Origin of the sequence: Microbispora sp. CA-102843, assembly GCF_050936215.1 — a bacterium.
GTDB lineage: Bacteria > Actinomycetota > Actinomycetes > Streptosporangiales > Streptosporangiaceae > Microbispora.
The window spans coordinates 401,648-416,248 of record NZ_JBNJNF010000001.1; the positions used below are offsets into that span (position 1 = coordinate 401,648).

A 14,601-nucleotide genomic window follows, 5' to 3' on the forward strand; every position below is an offset into this window, starting at 1 on the left:
AGACATCCCGCCCAACTGTGAGGTCCCGGCGTCGCCTCACATTCCGAGGGGGTGTGTCGTCGTACTGCTCGGAGGGGCGCGCCTTCCGAGAAAGCTCAAGCGAGAAACGAAAGGAGACCGATGAGCGACCTTGAGAGCATCGCCGACCGCATCGAGATCGAGGCGCTGCGCGGCGAGCTCCCATGCCGAGATGATGCGATGATCAAGATCGGAATCATACTCGGCAGCACCCGCCCCGGCCGCAGAGGCGAACAGGTCGCCACGTGGGTCTACGAGATGGCCACGCGCCGCACGGACGCCGAGTTCGAGGTGATCGACCTGCGTGACCACCCGTTGCCGCATCTGGACGAGCCGACGCCGGCACCGATGTCATCGGGCCGGTATCAGCACGAGCACACCAGGGCCTGGGCGGACGCCGTCGCCCCGTTCGACGGGTTCGTGATGGTCACTCCCGAGTACAACCACTCAACGTCCGGAGTGCTCAAGAACGCCATCGACTACCTGTACGCGGAGTGGAACAACAAGGCGGTCGGGTTCGTCTCCTACGGCGGCGTGGGCGGCGCCCGTGCGGTCGAGCAGCTGCGGCTGATCTGCGGGGCACTGCAGATGGCCGATGTGACCCCGCAGGTCACCCTGTCACTGCTGACCGAGTTCGAGAACTACACCGTCTTCAAGCCGGGCGCCCACAGCGTCAGCGCCCTGGACACGCTGCTGGACCAGGTCGTCGCCTGGAGCGGCGCCCTCGCGCCGCTGCGCGCCGCTTCCCCGGTCACCGTCGCCTGAACCTCCGCAGGCCGCCCCCTCCCGGGTGCTGTTTTCGTACCAGTGAGAAACCGAGATTCCACACCGGATGAAAGGAATGGCAGCGATGCCTACGCAATGCGAGGAAGACGAAGCCAAGATCAGGCAGCAGGTCGGCAAGATTGTCGAAGGAATTCGAGCCAAGGATCTCGAAGGCCTGAAGCGGATCTACGCAACGGACGTCGTGTCCTTCGACGTCGAGCCGCCACTGCAGCATGTGGGGATAGACGCGAAGATGAAGAACTGGGTGAACGCGTTCACGTTCTTCCAGGATGTGGATTACGAGGTGCGCGACCTGACCCTGACCGTGGGCGACACGGTGGCGTTCGGCCACTGCTTCGGCCGGCTCAGCGGCACGCTGAAGAACGGGACGGCGACGAGCGGTATGTGGGTCCGCGGCACTTTCTGCTTCCGGAAGATCGACGGCAATTGGTTGATCGCGCACGACCAGGCTTCCGTGCCGCTCGACATGTCGAGCGGCAGGGGGGTGACCGACCTCGAGCCCTGACGAATGGCAGAAGTCCGGGACGCCGCGGGCGCGCTGCCCGTTGATGCCACGGATCTGGTCGCGCAGGCCGGGGGCGTGGCGGTGCTGCCGCCGGTAAACGCATACCAGCGGGCGCTCTCACTCCACCTTGATGCGGCGACCTCCGGGAACGTGAGGTCGCCGCATCGACCGGCCTGCAGGCGCCGGCCAGGGCCGAGCTTCAAGGACTTCCCCGGCCGGCCGTGGATGACGACGCGGGGAGACGTGGAGGGGGCCGGAACCGATCCTGCGCAGCTCCGGATCCTCCGGAGGCCGGTCAGCCGGCGTCGGAGAGCGCGTCCAGGCGGGCCGTCTCCTCGGCCGTGAGGCGCAGCGCGGCGGCGGCCACGTTCTCGGTCAGGTGATCGGGGTTGCCGGTGCCCGGGATGGCCAGCACGTGCGGCCCCTGCTGGAGCGTCCAGGCCAGTCGCACCTGTGCCGGAGTGACCCCGTGCGCGCGGGCCACGGCGCGCACCTCCTCCTGGTCCGTGCCGCTCGCCCCCGACTCGCGGCCCTCGCCGGCGATCGCGAAGAACGGCACGAAGGCGACGCCCTGCTCGCCGCAGGTGCGCAGGAGCCCCCGACTGCGGGTGGCGCCGACGCCGTAGCGGTTCTGCACGCCCACCACCGGCGCGATCGCCTGGGCCTGCGCGAGATGCGCGGGCCGTACGTTGGAGATCCCGAGGTGCCGGATGAGACCGGCCTCGCGCAACTCGGCGAGCGCGCCGAAATGCTCGGCGATCGAGTCGAGCCCCGACTGGCGCAGGTAGACCAGGTCGAGGTGGTCACGGCCGAGCTGGCGCAGGTTCTCCTCGACCTGGCCGCGCAGCTGGTCGGGCCGGGCGAACGGCAGCCACTCGCCGGCCGGATCCCGTCCCGGGCCCACCTTGGTGGCGATGACCAGGTCGTCCGGGTAGGGCGCGAGCGCCCGGTTGATCAGCTCGTTGGCCGAGCGCAGCCGTGAGAAGTAGAACGCCGCCGTGTCGATGTGGTTCACGCCGAGGTCGACGGCGCGCCGCAGCACCGCGATCGACCGCCCGCGGTCGCTCGGCGTGCCGAGGTCGAATGCGGCGCTGCCCGTCAGGCGCATCGCGCCGAACCCCATCCGGTTGACCGTGAGGTCGCCGAGCCTCCAGGTCCCCGCCGCCCCCGCGCTGATCGTTCCCGTACTCATCGTTCCAGGATGCCTGTCACAGGCCCATGGTGTCGGCGAGCGCGTCCATGCCGGCGGCGAGCAGGATGGCCCCGCTGTGGCCCATGCCGGCGAACTGCCCCTGGACCTCCAGGCTCACCACGCCCTGGAGCTGGGCCCAGGCCATGACCGTCCCGGCCAGAGCGGTCGCCGGATCCCCCTCCGGGGTGAACGCCCGCACCCACTCGGCGACCGCCGGGGTCTCCTCCACCCACCGCCGCATCTGCTCCCGCAGCGGTTCGGTCCCCGGGCGGCAGCGCCCCCCGGCGAACACCGGAAGGAAGGGCCCGAGCACGTTCCGGGCCCGCATCACGCTCTCCGGGGGAGCCTGGTAGCCGGGCGAGGGCGTGCCGGCCAGCAACTGGAACAGGTGCGGGTTGGCCACCGCCCATCCGTGGAAGGCCCGGGCCAGCGCGTGCAGCCGCTCCCGCGGCGTGCCCTCGCCGGCGGCGTCCCGTACGGCCGCGGCGACCTCGCCGAAACCCTCAAGGATCAGCTCGGTCAGCAGGTCGTCGCGGCTGCGGAAGTACTTGTAGATCGCCGGGCCCGTGACGCCGAGCTGTTTCGCCACCGCGTTCAGGCTCAGCGCCGCCGCCCCGCCGTTGCCGATCTGGACGAGGGCGATCTGCTTGATCTCCGAACGGACCTGGTCCCGATAGCGCTGTCGCGGCGTTGACATCCTCTCATTATGGTGAGCACCTCTTATCGGCGTCTCCCGTCGCCCGGGACCAGGCGCGGCACGGCGGCCCCGACGGCCTGGACGGCCCGCGCCGCGATCAGCGCGGTGGGTGCACAGGGCCGTGCGCGAAAAAGGGCCGGACTTCCGGGGAATGGAAGTCCGGCCCTGAGCGGTGCCGGGTGACCGGCGGTCTTTCAGTGCTGGTTGTTCAGGGGGTGTAGATCTCCTGCACCTTGACGATCGTGCCGCGATAGACGGTGATGAGCGCCGGACGATGGCCGGCCTTCATCCGGGAGAGCAGCACGTTGCGGGAGCACCGCTTCGACCCGAGGCTGTCGTTCTTCGCCGTCACCGTGGTGCCCTTGCACCCGGTGGCGCTGTAGAACACGACGTTCTTCGCCACGGGAGAGGCGTAGGCAGTGACGTCACCCTCGGGCGGGCCCTCGAAGTACCCCTCCGTGTGGCCGGTCTTGTCCTTCACCCACTTGATCGGCTCGTATTCCGCCACCCCGGACCGGTAATACGTGACCCAGCCCCGCAGGATGCCGTCGTGCCGCGGCGAAATGTGCTTCGTGAAGTCATGGTGGGGGTCGCTCTGGAACGACGTGCCGAAGACCTTGGGGTTGGCGAACTTCGGCATGGCGGCGGCGTCGGCGGGGAGCGCCGCGGCGGAGAGCAACGCGGCGGCCGCGGCGGCGGGGACAACAACGCGGAGCGAGGTCGTGAGCTTCATGTCCTGTTGGACTCCGGGCCCAGCGGAAAGGTTCGCGCGGTCCGGACGAATCCCCGCGTGGGACGGTCCTCGCCCGCCCGCCGCCGGTAGAGCGATGCCTCAGCGGGCCTCGGGCTCGTCCCGTCGCGCGGCGTCCGCTCCGGCCCTCAGCCGGGCGTTCTCCTCTTCGAGCGCGCGCAGCCGCGCCTCGGCGTCAGGAGCGACGACGGGTGCCGTACGGGCCCGGGCGGTCGGGGCGTCGTCCTCGTCGCCGAGCTTGCCGGTCTCCCTCTTGAGGATCCGCAGCGACTGCCCGACGGCCTTCGCGGTGTCCGGCAGCTTCTTCGCGCCGAAGAGCAGCACGAGCACCACCAACACGATCATCCAGTGAACAGGGCTCAGCGAACCCATGGCGGGGTTCTCCTCTGGTCGTCGTTTTCCTGCTCACAGGGTATGCCATCGCATCCGCGGGCCGGAATAGCAGGCGTCCGGTCAGACGGCGGGCCGCAGCGCGAGCCGGACGCCGATGTGGGCGTGGGTGGCCAGCAGCCAGGTCGGCGCTCACCCACACCGAGGCGGTGGACCCGGCGAAGATCTGCGTCACCATCGTGACCGGGAACCAGAACCCGGCGAGCAGCGGCAGCCAGCGCAGGGCGCCGCGGTAGCGGCCGGTGACGGCCACGGCGATGCCCAGGACCAGCATGCCGAGCATGCTTCGGGTCCCCCGGCGACTGGCGGGTCGCGATGGCCCTCACCCCGGCCGCGCTCGTGCTGAGCCTTCTGGTGTCACTCGCGGCCTTCGTCCGCCGCTTTCGCGGGTCGTCCGGCGCGCGCCGCGCACAGTTGCGCTGGATGCTGCTCGCGGCCCTGCTCAACGGCGTGCTGATCTTCGTGCCCGCCGTGGTCGAGGGGGTGCCGCAGGACCTCACGTTCGTCGTCTCCCTGGCCGCGCTCGCCGCCGCCGTCCTGGTGGCCGTCGGCCGATACCGGCTGTACGACATCGACCCCGTGCTCGGCTGGACCCTCCTCTACGGCGGCCTGGCGGTCGCCGTCGTCGCGATCGACGTCCCCGTCTTCGTGGGGCTGGGCGCGCTCATCGACGAGCCGGTCGCGGCCGTGCTCGCCGCCGCCGCGGTCGCCGTCGTCTACGCGCCGCTGCGCGAGCGGGTCCGCCGCTGGGTGGGCCGCGTCCTCGCCGGGCGGGCGGAGCCGTACGACGTGGTCTCGGCCCTGGCCCGGCGGCTGGAGGAGTCGGTGAGCCCGGAGGAACTGCTGCTCACCGTGGCCCGGGCGGTGTCCACGGCACTGCGCTCGCCGTACGTGCGGGTGGAACTCGACCGCGCCGACGGCCGCACTCTCGTGGTCGAGCACGGCGCCCGGCGCGACGACGTCATCGTCCTTCCCTTCGCCTACCGCGCGGCCCCGATCGGCCGCCTCGTCCTCGTCCCGCGCGCGGGCGCGCCGCTCGCCGACGCCGACCAGCGGCTGCTCGCCGACGTCGTACGGCGGGCCGCGGCGGCCGTACGGGCCACGGCCCTGGCCGAGGAGCTTCAGCACAGCAGGGAACGCCTGGTGACGGGCGTCGAGGAGGAACGCCGCAGGCTGCGCAGGGACCTCCACGACGGGCTGGGGCCCACCCTCGACCTTCCACAACCTGCGCCCGCCTGCCCTGGACCAGTTCGGCCTGGCGGGGGCGCTGCGGCAGGAGGCCACGCGGTTCCGGGAGGGCGGGCTGACCGTACGCGTGGACACCGCGGGCGACCTGGCCGTGCTGCCTGCCGCGAGCGAGGTGGCGGCCTACCGGATCGTCTGTGAGGCTCTGGTCAACGCCGCGCGGCACGCGGACGCCGGCACCTGCGAGGTCCGCCTGACGGCGACCGGAAGCGAACTGGAGGTCGAGGTGCTCGACGACGGGAGAGGCGTCCGGCCGGGAGCCCTGATCGGCGTGGGCCTGGTCGGCATGCGGGAGCGGGCGGAAGAGCTCGGCGGAAGCTGTTCCGTCACCTCCCGTGACGGCGGCGGGACCCGCGTCCACGCCGTCCTCCCCGCGGAGGCGACGCGATGACCGACGGCCCGCTCCCGGCCGACGGCCCGGTGTCCGGCGGCGTGCCAGTGCCAGGCGGCCCGATGTCCGATGGCGGCGTGGTTCCTACCGTGCTGCTCGCCGACGACCACCCCGTCTACCGCAACGGCCTGCGGATGATGCTCGCCTCCACGGGTGAGGTCGAGGTGGTCGGCACCGCGGCCGACGGCGAGGAGGCCGTCGCGCAGGCGGTCGAACTGCGCCCCCGCGTCGTGGTCATGGACCTGCAGATGCCGCGACTGGACGGCGTCACCGCCACCCAGCGCATCGTGGAGGCCTGCCCGGAGACCCACGTCCTCGTGCTGACCATGCACGAGGACGACGAGAGCGTCTTCGCCGCCATGCTGGCCGGAGCCCGCGGCTACCTGCTCAAGGGCGCCGACCAGACGGAGATCCTGCGCGCCATCGCGGCCGTCGCCGGCGGCGAGGTCATCTTCGGGCCCGCGCTGGCCGGGCGGGTGACCCGCTACTTCAGCCGGCTCGCCGCCGTCCGGCCGCGGGAGCAGGAGCCGTTCCCGCAGCTCACCGCGCGGGAACGAGAGATCCTCGACCTCATCGCGGCCGGCCTGTCCAACACCCGGATCGCCGAGCGCCTGTCGCTGTCGCCCAAGACGGTGCGCAACAACGTGTCCAACGTCTTCGCGAAGCTGCAGGTCGCGGACCGGGCCCAGGCGATCGTACGAGCCCGTGAGGCCGGCTTCGGCCGCTGACCCGTGTCGTGTTCGTCGCGGCGGGCACTGGAGATCACCACCGGCATTCGGCCGCGCCCATGAAGCGACATGAAGCGACACGGAACGACATGGAACGACGGCCGCGGAGAGGTGAAACCCGGAGGGAGGACGCGCGGAATCACCCGCCTGCTGAAGCGGCCGGTCCCCCCCCTGCGACTGTGATGGTGCGACTGTGATGGGCAAGATCTTGGTCGGTACGGCCTCCTGGACGGACAAGTCGCTGCTCGCCTCGGGCTGGTATCCGCCCGAGGCGTCCACACCCGAGGCCAGGCTCGGCTACTACGCGGGCCGGTTCTCCCTGGTGGAGGTGGACGCCACCTACTACAACCCGCCGGCCCGGCGTACGGCCGAGCTGTGGCGTGACCGCACACCGAAGGACTTCACCTTCAACGTGAAGGCGTTCTCCCTGCTCACCGGGCATCCGACCCGGCCGGCCGCGCTCTACAGGGACCTGCGGGCCGTGCTGGGGGAGCCCAAACGGACGCTCTACCGGCGCGACCTCCCCCCGGAGGTCGTCGAGGAGGTGTGGCGCCGGTTCCTCGGCGCGCTGGAGCCGTTGCACGAGTCGGGGAAACTCGGCGCGGTGCTGTTCCAGTTCCCGCAGTGGTTCCCGCCGGGCGGCGCGAACCGCCGCTACATCCTCGAATGCCGCGACCGCTGCCTGCCGATGCGCGTGTGCGTCGAGTTCCGCAACGCGGCCTGGATGGACGAGGCCACCCGGAGGGACACTCTCGACTTCCTGACCGCCAACGACGTGCCGTACGTCGGAGTGGACATGCCGCAGGGGCATCCCTCGTCGGTTCCGCCGGTGCTCGCGGCCACCTCCGACCTCGCCGTCGTCCGCCTGCACGGTCATTCGGAGAAGTGGACGAGCCGCGTCATCGAGGAGCGGTTCGGCTACCTCTACTCCGAGGAGGAGCTCCGGCGCTGGGCCGGCCGGATCGCGGACGTGGCGGCCCGTACGGCGACCACACACGTGCTGACCAACAACTGCTGCGCCGACAACTCCCAGCGCAACGCCGCACGCCTGGCCGAACTGCTCGAAGAGCGAGGCGCCGACGTCGCCAGGCCCGCGGGTGGAAGCCGCCCCCTGAAGAATGGGCGCTATGAACATGAAGCCGGTCAACGTGAGTGAAGCCCTGGCATCGTTCGACGACGTCTACAGCCCGCGGATCGTGGCGCGGATGAACGACTACGACGTCAGGATCGCCCATGCCAAGGGGGAGCACGTCTGGCACGTCCACGACGACACCGACGAATTCTTCCTCGTCCTCGACGGCCGGTTCGACATCGCGTTGCGCGATGCCGGCGGACGGGAGACCACGGTCGTGCTCCACAAGGGCGACACGTTCGTCGTGCCCAGGGGCACCGAGCACAAGCCGTCGTCGCCCGGCGGGTCGATTCTCATGTTCGAGCCGTCGGGAACCGTGACGACCGGGGATCGCCACGAAGGAGAGATTCCAGACAACGTGGACAGCACGACAGGTCATCAACTGACGTGACCGGCTCGCTGCCGAGGCGGCGTTTCCGGCTTCCCGGGTGACGCTGACCGGGCCCTGGACACACGCGGAGACCGCCGTACGGGAGCCGCTTGGGGCGCCGAAGGCCGCCGATTCTCGGGGACAGGCCGATGCGGGCCGCCCGGACAGGTTCCGGACGGCCCGCGAGGAGCGTCAGGCCGGGTTCAGGTACCAGATCTGGTCACCTGCGACGATGCCGAGGCTGCCGTCGGTGTTGCCGGTGATCGTCTGCTGCTCCAAAGTGGTGCCGCCGCCGGGCGGGCTGTCGAGCACCTTCGCGCTGAAGCGGTTGACCAGATAGAACGTGCCGTCGGCGACCCGCCGCAACGTCCATTGCTGGCTGGTCGCGGTGCCGCAGGTCGCCTGCTTGATCTGCACGCCGTTCGTGGTGGCGGCCGAGACCAGGTCCAGGCACTTGGCGCTGTTGACGTTCACCAGGTTCCAGTACGACCCGGTGGCCTGCAGCCGCCACTGCTGGCTGGTCGCCCCCGACGGCGAATTGTGGGTGACCAGCGCGCCGGAGGCGGTCGAGCCGCCGACCGGCTCGGCGTTGTCGCGGCTGCCCAGGCCCTGCAGGTAGTAGACGCTGTTGTTGACCGGGGCGATGCCGGTGACCTGGTTGAACACCCACTGCTGGTTGGTGGCGCCGGTGTAGGTCTCCTGGGTGACGGGGGAGGGATAGGTGCCAGTCGCGGTCAGCGCCAGGCCCGACAGCCAGTCGAAGATGGCGTACGTGTTGGTGCCGACGGGCAGGTAGGCGAAGCGCATGCCGTCCTGGCCGTTGCAGATGTACTGCAGCAGCGTCGTGCCGGGGGTGGTGCCGCTGTAGGAGCTGTCGGCGCACAGGCGGCTGCCGACGTTGATGAACTGCAGCCCGGTCGTGTAGCCCATCAGCCACTTCTGGCTGGGAGTGTCGACGCGGGCGCGCTGGCTCAGCTCGGTCAGCGCCCCGGTGGACGCGCCGATGGGCTCCAGCGCCCCTCCCGTTGCCACGTTGGTGATGACGTAGGTGTTGCCGACCTTGGGATGGGGGTCGCTGTCGGCCGTGCTCCCGGCGATGAGGTAGGCGCTGTTGGCGGTGTTCCAGTGCGTGGCCAGGTAGCTGCCGGCGGCCGGGGCGGCGTTGTAGTAGTCGTCCCGGTTGCAGTCGGGCAGACGGTAGTCGTTCCACTGGAGGCAGTTCCACGACGGGGTGCCGCCGTAGCACATGAGGTCCCACTGGTCGAGGCAGTGCCAGCTGCCGTCGGAGTGCGCGGCGCTCATCTGTACGGCGCCGAAGGTGTGCCCGAGTTCGTGGGCGATGGCGTTGGCGCCGAAACAGCCGGGGATGGCGTCCACCCGGGCGTAGGCCAGGCCGTTGTTGAGATTGGCGGCCCCGGTGGTCAGGTCGTCGCCCTTGATCTCGCCCATGCCGCAGATCGCGGTGGCCTCGGTGAGCATGAGGTAGTGCCGGTCGGTGCTGGTGTAGCCGAGGGCCTTCACGGCGTTGACGCCCGAGTCGAAGTCGGCCAGCGAACCGGCAGGGACCACGAGGTTGCGCACGACGGGAGCGCAGCCGCCGGACACCGATGCGGTCACGTAGCGGATGTGCCGGCTGCGGCTGGAGGTCGCGGCGGCGTCGTTGAACTGGTCGTCCGCGTCGGCCAGCCAGGCCCGGAACATGGGCAGCAGCTGCGCGTAGCGGTCGGGCATCGACGACTCGCGTACGTACAGCACCTCCACCCGCTTGCCGCTGGTGCCGTCGCCGTCGCAGGCCACCAGCTGCGGGGTCGCCTGCGCCTTGGTCGCCGAGGCGGACGGAAGCGCGGCCGGGCCGGCCCGAACACCGACCTTGGCGCCGGGGAAGACGTCAGACGCGACGCGGGAGGGGCCGTCGTCCGGCGGCGCGGCGGCCGACACCCGCGAGGGTAAGACGATCAGGACGGCCGCGAGCGCCCACATTGCCGCCAGGGAGAGGGTTCGCCTGAGCTGCATTCCGATGAACTCCCATCGGTACGGATACGCCCTCGTGGGGGCGATTCACCGAAATGATCACATCGGCTGGGCGGACTTTTCGATCTTTGTAAGATTTCTCTCATAACGTTGACAAGCATGGTCAATTCACCGACCCGGTGATCGGTGCGGATTTTCGGTTACGTCATTTCCGCTGCTTCGGCGAGGCGGCGGAAGGATTTCCGGGGATCGCGTGCCGTGGGAGAAGAAGATGCGTGGGAGAAGAGCGTGTCCAGGGTCGAGGGAGACGGCCGGTGTCAGCCCCCGGTACTGCCGGAGAACTTTCGGGTGTGCGGGAAGCCAGGGGGTCCCGTCCAGAACCGTCGAATTCACGGCTCCACCGATTGTGTTTCGGCCAGCTCAATAGCTAGGCACGGTTCAATAGCTGGACCGGCTCCGAGCCGCCCGGGAAAAACCAGGAGAATCGCCGGTGACGAACCCGGCCGGCCTGAGAGACTCGGGTTATGGACACGGCCGCCGGGCGGGCTCTCGCGTTCGCGGGAACGGGATTGGGACTCCTCGCCGGGTGCGGCGCGATGATCCGGGGTCTGTTCGATGACGGGCCCGTCTTGGTGCGCGTCGGGTTCTTCGCCTTCGGCGCACTGCTCTTCCTCCACCTCGTACGCGGCCTGATGCGGGAATGGCGACGGCGCGGGCCGGCGGCTTCCGCTCCGGGGGAGGCGGGCGAGGAGTGAGGTTGTCCACGACCCCGTGCCTCATGCTCTGAGTCCGGGCGCTCAATGGCGCTCAGCTGTCATGAAACTTTCGCGATAGGGCTAAAAATTTCTGTTTGCCGATGGCGGTCGTCCTGTCGCGAGCGGCCCTGTTGCCCTCCTCTCAGATGCGGTGATCACCCCGTCTGATTTGGGCCTTGCGATGGCTGCAATATTTCGGTGAGTCTCTGAAAATATTCGCCTCCCACTCGGTCTGTGGTTCTCTCCGGGCTGTGACAGGTCCGGGACCCTCAGGAGGAAGGACGCACTGCCTTGATAGGTCTCAAGGTCTCGGCGGCAGCACTGGCGAGCCCGGTGCAGGCCGGGCTCACACTCTCCATCGGTGCCGGTCGGCCCACCCGCGGGGGCGCCCGATGATCGGCCACGTCACTTCCGGCGGCAGGAGCCGCACCCCGGGCGTCCGCCGCGCGCTCGTCGTCGGCGCCGTCGCGGCGCTTTCGCTGGGTCTCGCGGTGTTCGAGATCCCCGGCGCGAATGCCGGCGTTGGCGCGCTCGTCGCGACCGGAGCGGTGAACGCGGCGGCGGCCGCCGCCGGCGTCGAGGACGAGGGCGCCGACTGCGCGGTGTCCGACCTGGGAACTTTGACGTCCAACTCCAGGCTTCCCGATCCCTTCAAGAAGATCAACGGGCAGCGCATCACCTCCAAGTCGGAGTGGCGATGCCGCCGCGAAGAGATCAAGAAACTGGCCGAACGGTATGTCTACGGCGAGAAGCACGGCAAGCCGGCCGGCGTCACCGGGACGGTCTCGAGAACCGGCATCACGGTCAACGTGTCGGACAGCGGCAGGAGCTCCAGTTTCTCGGCGAGCGTGGATCTGCCGAGCGGCGCCGGGCCGTTCCCGGCCGTCATCGTCTACGGAGGATTCGGCGCCGACACGGCCACCATCAAGGCGAGCGGTGCCGCCGTCATCAGCTACGACCCCTATACGGTCGGCAAGGAGGGCACGGCCCGCAACAACAAGCAGGGCGCCTACTACAGCATCTACGGCTCTTCGAGCAGCACCGGGCTGCTCGCCGCCTGGGCCTGGGGCGTGAGCCGCATCATCGACGTCATCGAGCAGTCGGGCGGCAGCATCCTCAAGGCGGACGCGACCGGCGTCACGGGCTGCTCGCGGTTCGGCAAGGGCGCCTTCGCGGCCGGGATGTTCGATCAGCGCATCGCGTTGACCATGCCGATCGAGTCCGGCAGCGCCGGCGTACCCATCCTCCGCGGCGTCGCCCAGGAGTCCGGCGCCCAGCCGTTGAGCAGCGCCTACTCCGAGCAGCCGTGGCTGGGGGACGCGTTCAGCTCCTTCACCGGCAACCCCAGTCAGCTACCGGTCGACACCCACGAGATGGTGGGCATGATCGCCCCGCGCGGGTTGTTCATCATGGAGAACCCCCACGTCGACTGGCTGGGCGCCCAGTCGGGCAGCGTGGCCGCGCTGGCCGGAGCCGAGATCTACAAGGCGCTCGGCGCGGGAGACAACATCAGCTACTGGTCCGACGTACAGGACGGCACCCACTGCGCCACCCGGTCCGAATGGCGCACCCCGCTGCAGCAGAACATCCAGAAGTTCCTGCTGAAGACGGGCAACGCCGCCGCCGTGTTCCGGATCTCGTCCAAGAAGTCCGGCAACCTGTCGCAGTGGAGGGACTGGACGACCCCGGTCCTGACCGACTCCAGCCCGTCTCCCAGCCCGAGCCCGAGCAGCTCGCCCAGCCCCAGCCCCTCGCCGAGCCCGTCACCCAGTCCCTCACCCAGCGGAAGCCCGAACACCAGCCCGAGCCCGCCGGTCAGCCCGAGCCCCTCGCCGTCAGGCGGAGTCTCCGGGGCGTGCTCGGCGACGTTCCAGGTGGTCAACTCCTGGTCCGGCGGCTGGCAGGGTGAGGTCACGGTCCGTGCGGGGAACTCCGCCGTCAACGGCTGGACCGTGAACTGGACCTGGCCCGTTTCGCAGACCATCACCCAGATATGGGGAGGCGTACGGTCGGGCTCCGGCTCGAACGTGACGGTGCGCAACGAGTCGTGGAACGGCTCGGTCGCGGCCAACGGGAGCACGACCTTCGGCTTCATCGCCGGAGGGTCCCCGGCCACCCCGGCGGCCACCTGCACCAGCCCGTGACCCCATGGTCACGAGCGACTGAACCCTGATGGCAGGGCCCGCGGCAGTTGCGCCGCGGGCCCTCGGCATGTCTGGGCCGGACACGATGGGCTCATGACCCCCGTCCGGATCGTCGTCGGGGAAGACGTCGCTGATCCTGGTCCGGGCCGATACGGATCAGCCGTGGCGGATCAACGATGCCGGAGTCGGCCGACTAGCGGGGCGCCGCCTTTGTCAGTGACCGAAAAGCATGACCAGGCCGACGATGACGAAGTGGATGAGCACCGCGAACACCAGGACGCTGGCGAATATCCACTTGGCAGGGCCGTGCTCGAAGTGCTTGCTGTCCTTCATCGGCGGGCGCTTGGCGACGCGGTCGGCGATGCGCTCTTCGAGGCTCTTCCTACGGGCCATGACACTTCCTGTGTTCTCGGCGCTGCTTAGTGCACTAACAGTTAGTGTACTAATCAAGTAGCATGGCGGTGGAGGTGCACATGAGTGACATTGGCGACATCGCCGACCCGCTGGCCCTGGAGAACCAGGTCTGCTTCGCCCTGGCGGTCGCCTCACGGTCGGTCATCGGGCTCTACCGGCCCCTGCTCGAACCGATGGGCCTGACCCACCCGCAATATCTGGTGATGCTGGCCCTGTGGCAGCACGCACCGTTGTCGGTCAAGGACCTCAGCCGGCTGCTGCAGTTGGAGCCGGCCACCCTGTCGCCGTTGCTCAAGCGCCTGGAGGCCGCCGGCCTCGTCGAGCGCCGCCGCGCCAGCGACGACGAGCGTTCCCTGGCGGTCGTGCTGACCGGCGAGGGACGCGCACTGCGTCAGCAGGCCGAGAAGGTCCCCGTGGCGATCGTCGAGCGGCTGGGAATGGAGCTGGCCGAACTGCAGAGTCTGCACCGGGCGCTGACCCGCGTGATCGGCGCCGCCAACGGCGCTCACCTCGCCGGACAGCGATAGCGGTGCGCCCCGGGTCTCAACCCTGAGGTATGACCCGCTCTCCTTCACCCACGGGCTCCTCGAATCCAGCCAGGTAGGACCGCAGGAGATCCTCGGACACCGTGACGCGGTTCGGCCCACGCAGGTCGTTGCGCGCCGCGAGCCGCCGGCGCAGGGTCTCCGGGTTCGCTTTCAGGTAGACGAGCTCCCACGGGTACCCGTGACTCTCGATCAGGGACTTGTACCGGTCGCGTGTCGCGCGCTGCCAGAAGCTGTAGCCCAGGACCACCCGCCGGCCTGCCCGCATCAGGCGCACAAGCTCCTGCCGTAAGGCCTCCTCGGCATGGGCCTGATGATCGGCGTACTCCTTCGGGTCGAGGTGGGCGCCATCGCGCCCGAGCCGGGTCCAGACGGCCTCATCGACGGACAGCCGGACGTAGCCGCGCCGCTCCAGCTCCAGCGCGTAGGTCGTCTTGCCCGAACCCGCGATGCCGCACATCATCACGACGCGCCGCTCCGTCTCGTCCTGGAGGGGAGTGGCGGCACGGCCCGGTCCGAGGTCGCCAGGAATGCCTGCCATATACCGACCGTACGTCGCCAGGCTCG

At 69.7% G+C, this 14,601-nt stretch carries 17 protein-coding genes; 10 read left to right on the plus strand and 7 right to left on the minus strand.

What is annotated here, in order from left to right:
- The first annotated feature begins 120 nt into the window (after positions 1 to 120).
- Complete coding sequence (locus ACQEVJ_RS01995) at positions 121 to 783, plus strand: NADPH-dependent FMN reductase (RefSeq protein ID WP_433096539.1); 663 nt, start codon at positions 121 to 123, stop codon at positions 781 to 783.
- A gap of 85 nt (positions 784 to 868) precedes the next feature.
- Positions 869 to 1,309 carry a YybH family protein gene (locus ACQEVJ_RS02000; RefSeq protein WP_433096541.1) on the plus strand — a complete coding sequence of 147 codons (441 nt, stop codon included), beginning with the start codon at positions 869 to 871 and terminating at the stop codon, positions 1,307 to 1,309.
- A gap of 295 nt (positions 1,310 to 1,604) precedes the next feature.
- Here the strand turns inward: ACQEVJ_RS02000 and ACQEVJ_RS02005 are convergent, their stop codons facing one another.
- From ACQEVJ_RS02005 to tatA, 4 genes are all read right to left on the minus strand, one after another.
- Positions 1,605 to 2,501: an aldo/keto reductase gene (locus ACQEVJ_RS02005; RefSeq protein ID WP_433096543.1), complete on the minus strand. Its 897-nt coding sequence runs from the start codon at positions 2,499 to 2,501 to the stop codon at positions 1,605 to 1,607.
- Positions 2,502 to 2,517: 16 nt separating this feature from the next.
- Positions 2,518 to 3,198 (minus strand): TetR/AcrR family transcriptional regulator, encoded by a 681-nt coding sequence (locus tag ACQEVJ_RS02010; protein WP_433096545.1) that lies wholly within the window; start codon positions 3,196 to 3,198, stop codon positions 2,518 to 2,520.
- Between the two features lie 208 nt (positions 3,199 to 3,406).
- Positions 3,407 to 3,931: a hypothetical protein gene (locus ACQEVJ_RS02015; RefSeq protein ID WP_433096547.1), complete on the minus strand. Its 525-nt coding sequence runs from the start codon at positions 3,929 to 3,931 to the stop codon at positions 3,407 to 3,409.
- Between the two features lie 99 nt (positions 3,932 to 4,030).
- The gene (gene tatA / locus ACQEVJ_RS02020; protein WP_433096549.1) at positions 4,031 to 4,321 is read right to left on the minus strand and encodes a Sec-independent protein translocase subunit TatA; all 291 of its coding nucleotides are present in this window, start codon (positions 4,319 to 4,321) and stop codon (positions 4,031 to 4,033) included.
- A gap of 333 nt (positions 4,322 to 4,654) precedes the next feature.
- Here tatA and ACQEVJ_RS02025 point away from each other — a divergent pair, with 333 nt between their 5' ends.
- The 5 genes from ACQEVJ_RS02025 to ACQEVJ_RS02045 all read left to right on the plus strand — a co-directional run bounded on the left by ACQEVJ_RS02025 (position 4,655) and on the right by ACQEVJ_RS02045 (position 8,226).
- Positions 4,655 to 5,725: a hypothetical protein gene (locus tag ACQEVJ_RS02025; RefSeq protein ID WP_433096550.1), complete on the plus strand. Its 1,071-nt coding sequence runs from the start codon at positions 4,655 to 4,657 to the stop codon at positions 5,723 to 5,725.
- Positions 5,655 to 5,975 (plus strand): sensor histidine kinase, encoded by a 321-nt coding sequence (locus ACQEVJ_RS02030; RefSeq protein WP_433096552.1) that lies wholly within the window; start codon positions 5,655 to 5,657, stop codon positions 5,973 to 5,975. Before ACQEVJ_RS02025 ends, ACQEVJ_RS02030 begins: the two co-directional genes overlap by 71 nt.
- 62 nt (positions 5,976 to 6,037) lie before the next feature.
- Entirely contained in the window at positions 6,038 to 6,703 is a 666-nt protein-coding gene (locus tag ACQEVJ_RS02035) for a response regulator (protein ID WP_433112520.1), read from the plus strand.
- 196 nt (positions 6,704 to 6,899) lie between these two features.
- Positions 6,900 to 7,859 (plus strand): DUF72 domain-containing protein, encoded by a 960-nt coding sequence (locus ACQEVJ_RS02040; protein WP_433096554.1) that lies wholly within the window; start codon positions 6,900 to 6,902, stop codon positions 7,857 to 7,859.
- Positions 7,831 to 8,226 (plus strand): cupin domain-containing protein, encoded by a 396-nt coding sequence (locus tag ACQEVJ_RS02045; protein ID WP_433096556.1) that lies wholly within the window; start codon positions 7,831 to 7,833, stop codon positions 8,224 to 8,226. The genes ACQEVJ_RS02040 and ACQEVJ_RS02045 overlap by 29 nt, the downstream gene beginning before the upstream one ends.
- Positions 8,227 to 8,397: 171 nt before the next feature.
- Here the strand turns inward: ACQEVJ_RS02045 and ACQEVJ_RS02050 are convergent, their stop codons facing one another.
- Positions 8,398 to 10,218, minus strand: a complete 1,821-nt coding sequence (locus ACQEVJ_RS02050; protein WP_433096558.1) for an RICIN domain-containing protein — start codon at positions 10,216 to 10,218, stop codon at positions 8,398 to 8,400.
- Positions 10,219 to 10,700: 482 nt separating this feature from the next.
- On the opposite strand from ACQEVJ_RS02050, the gene ACQEVJ_RS02055 reads away from it, so the two are divergent.
- Positions 10,701 to 10,931, plus strand: coding sequence for a hypothetical protein (locus ACQEVJ_RS02055; RefSeq protein WP_433096560.1), 231 nt, complete (start codon positions 10,701 to 10,703; stop codon positions 10,929 to 10,931).
- 392 nt (positions 10,932 to 11,323) lie between these two features.
- Complete coding sequence (locus ACQEVJ_RS02060) at positions 11,324 to 13,075, plus strand: glucuronyl esterase domain-containing protein (RefSeq protein ID WP_433096562.1); 1,752 nt, start codon at positions 11,324 to 11,326, stop codon at positions 13,073 to 13,075.
- A gap of 213 nt (positions 13,076 to 13,288) precedes the next feature.
- On the opposite strand, the gene ACQEVJ_RS02065 is transcribed toward ACQEVJ_RS02060, so the two are convergent.
- Positions 13,289 to 13,468: a hypothetical protein gene (locus ACQEVJ_RS02065; RefSeq protein ID WP_433096564.1), complete on the minus strand. Its 180-nt coding sequence runs from the start codon at positions 13,466 to 13,468 to the stop codon at positions 13,289 to 13,291.
- An 80-nt stretch (positions 13,469 to 13,548) separates the two neighbouring features.
- Here ACQEVJ_RS02065 and ACQEVJ_RS02070 point away from each other — a divergent pair, with 80 nt between their 5' ends.
- Positions 13,549 to 14,016: a MarR family winged helix-turn-helix transcriptional regulator gene (locus ACQEVJ_RS02070; protein ID WP_433096566.1), complete on the plus strand. Its 468-nt coding sequence runs from the start codon at positions 13,549 to 13,551 to the stop codon at positions 14,014 to 14,016.
- A 16-nt stretch (positions 14,017 to 14,032) separates the two neighbouring features.
- Here the strand turns inward: ACQEVJ_RS02070 and ACQEVJ_RS02075 are convergent, their stop codons facing one another.
- Positions 14,033 to 14,575: an AAA family ATPase gene (locus tag ACQEVJ_RS02075; RefSeq protein ID WP_433096568.1), complete on the minus strand. Its 543-nt coding sequence runs from the start codon at positions 14,573 to 14,575 to the stop codon at positions 14,033 to 14,035.
- Positions 14,576 to 14,601: the final 26 nt, after the last annotated feature.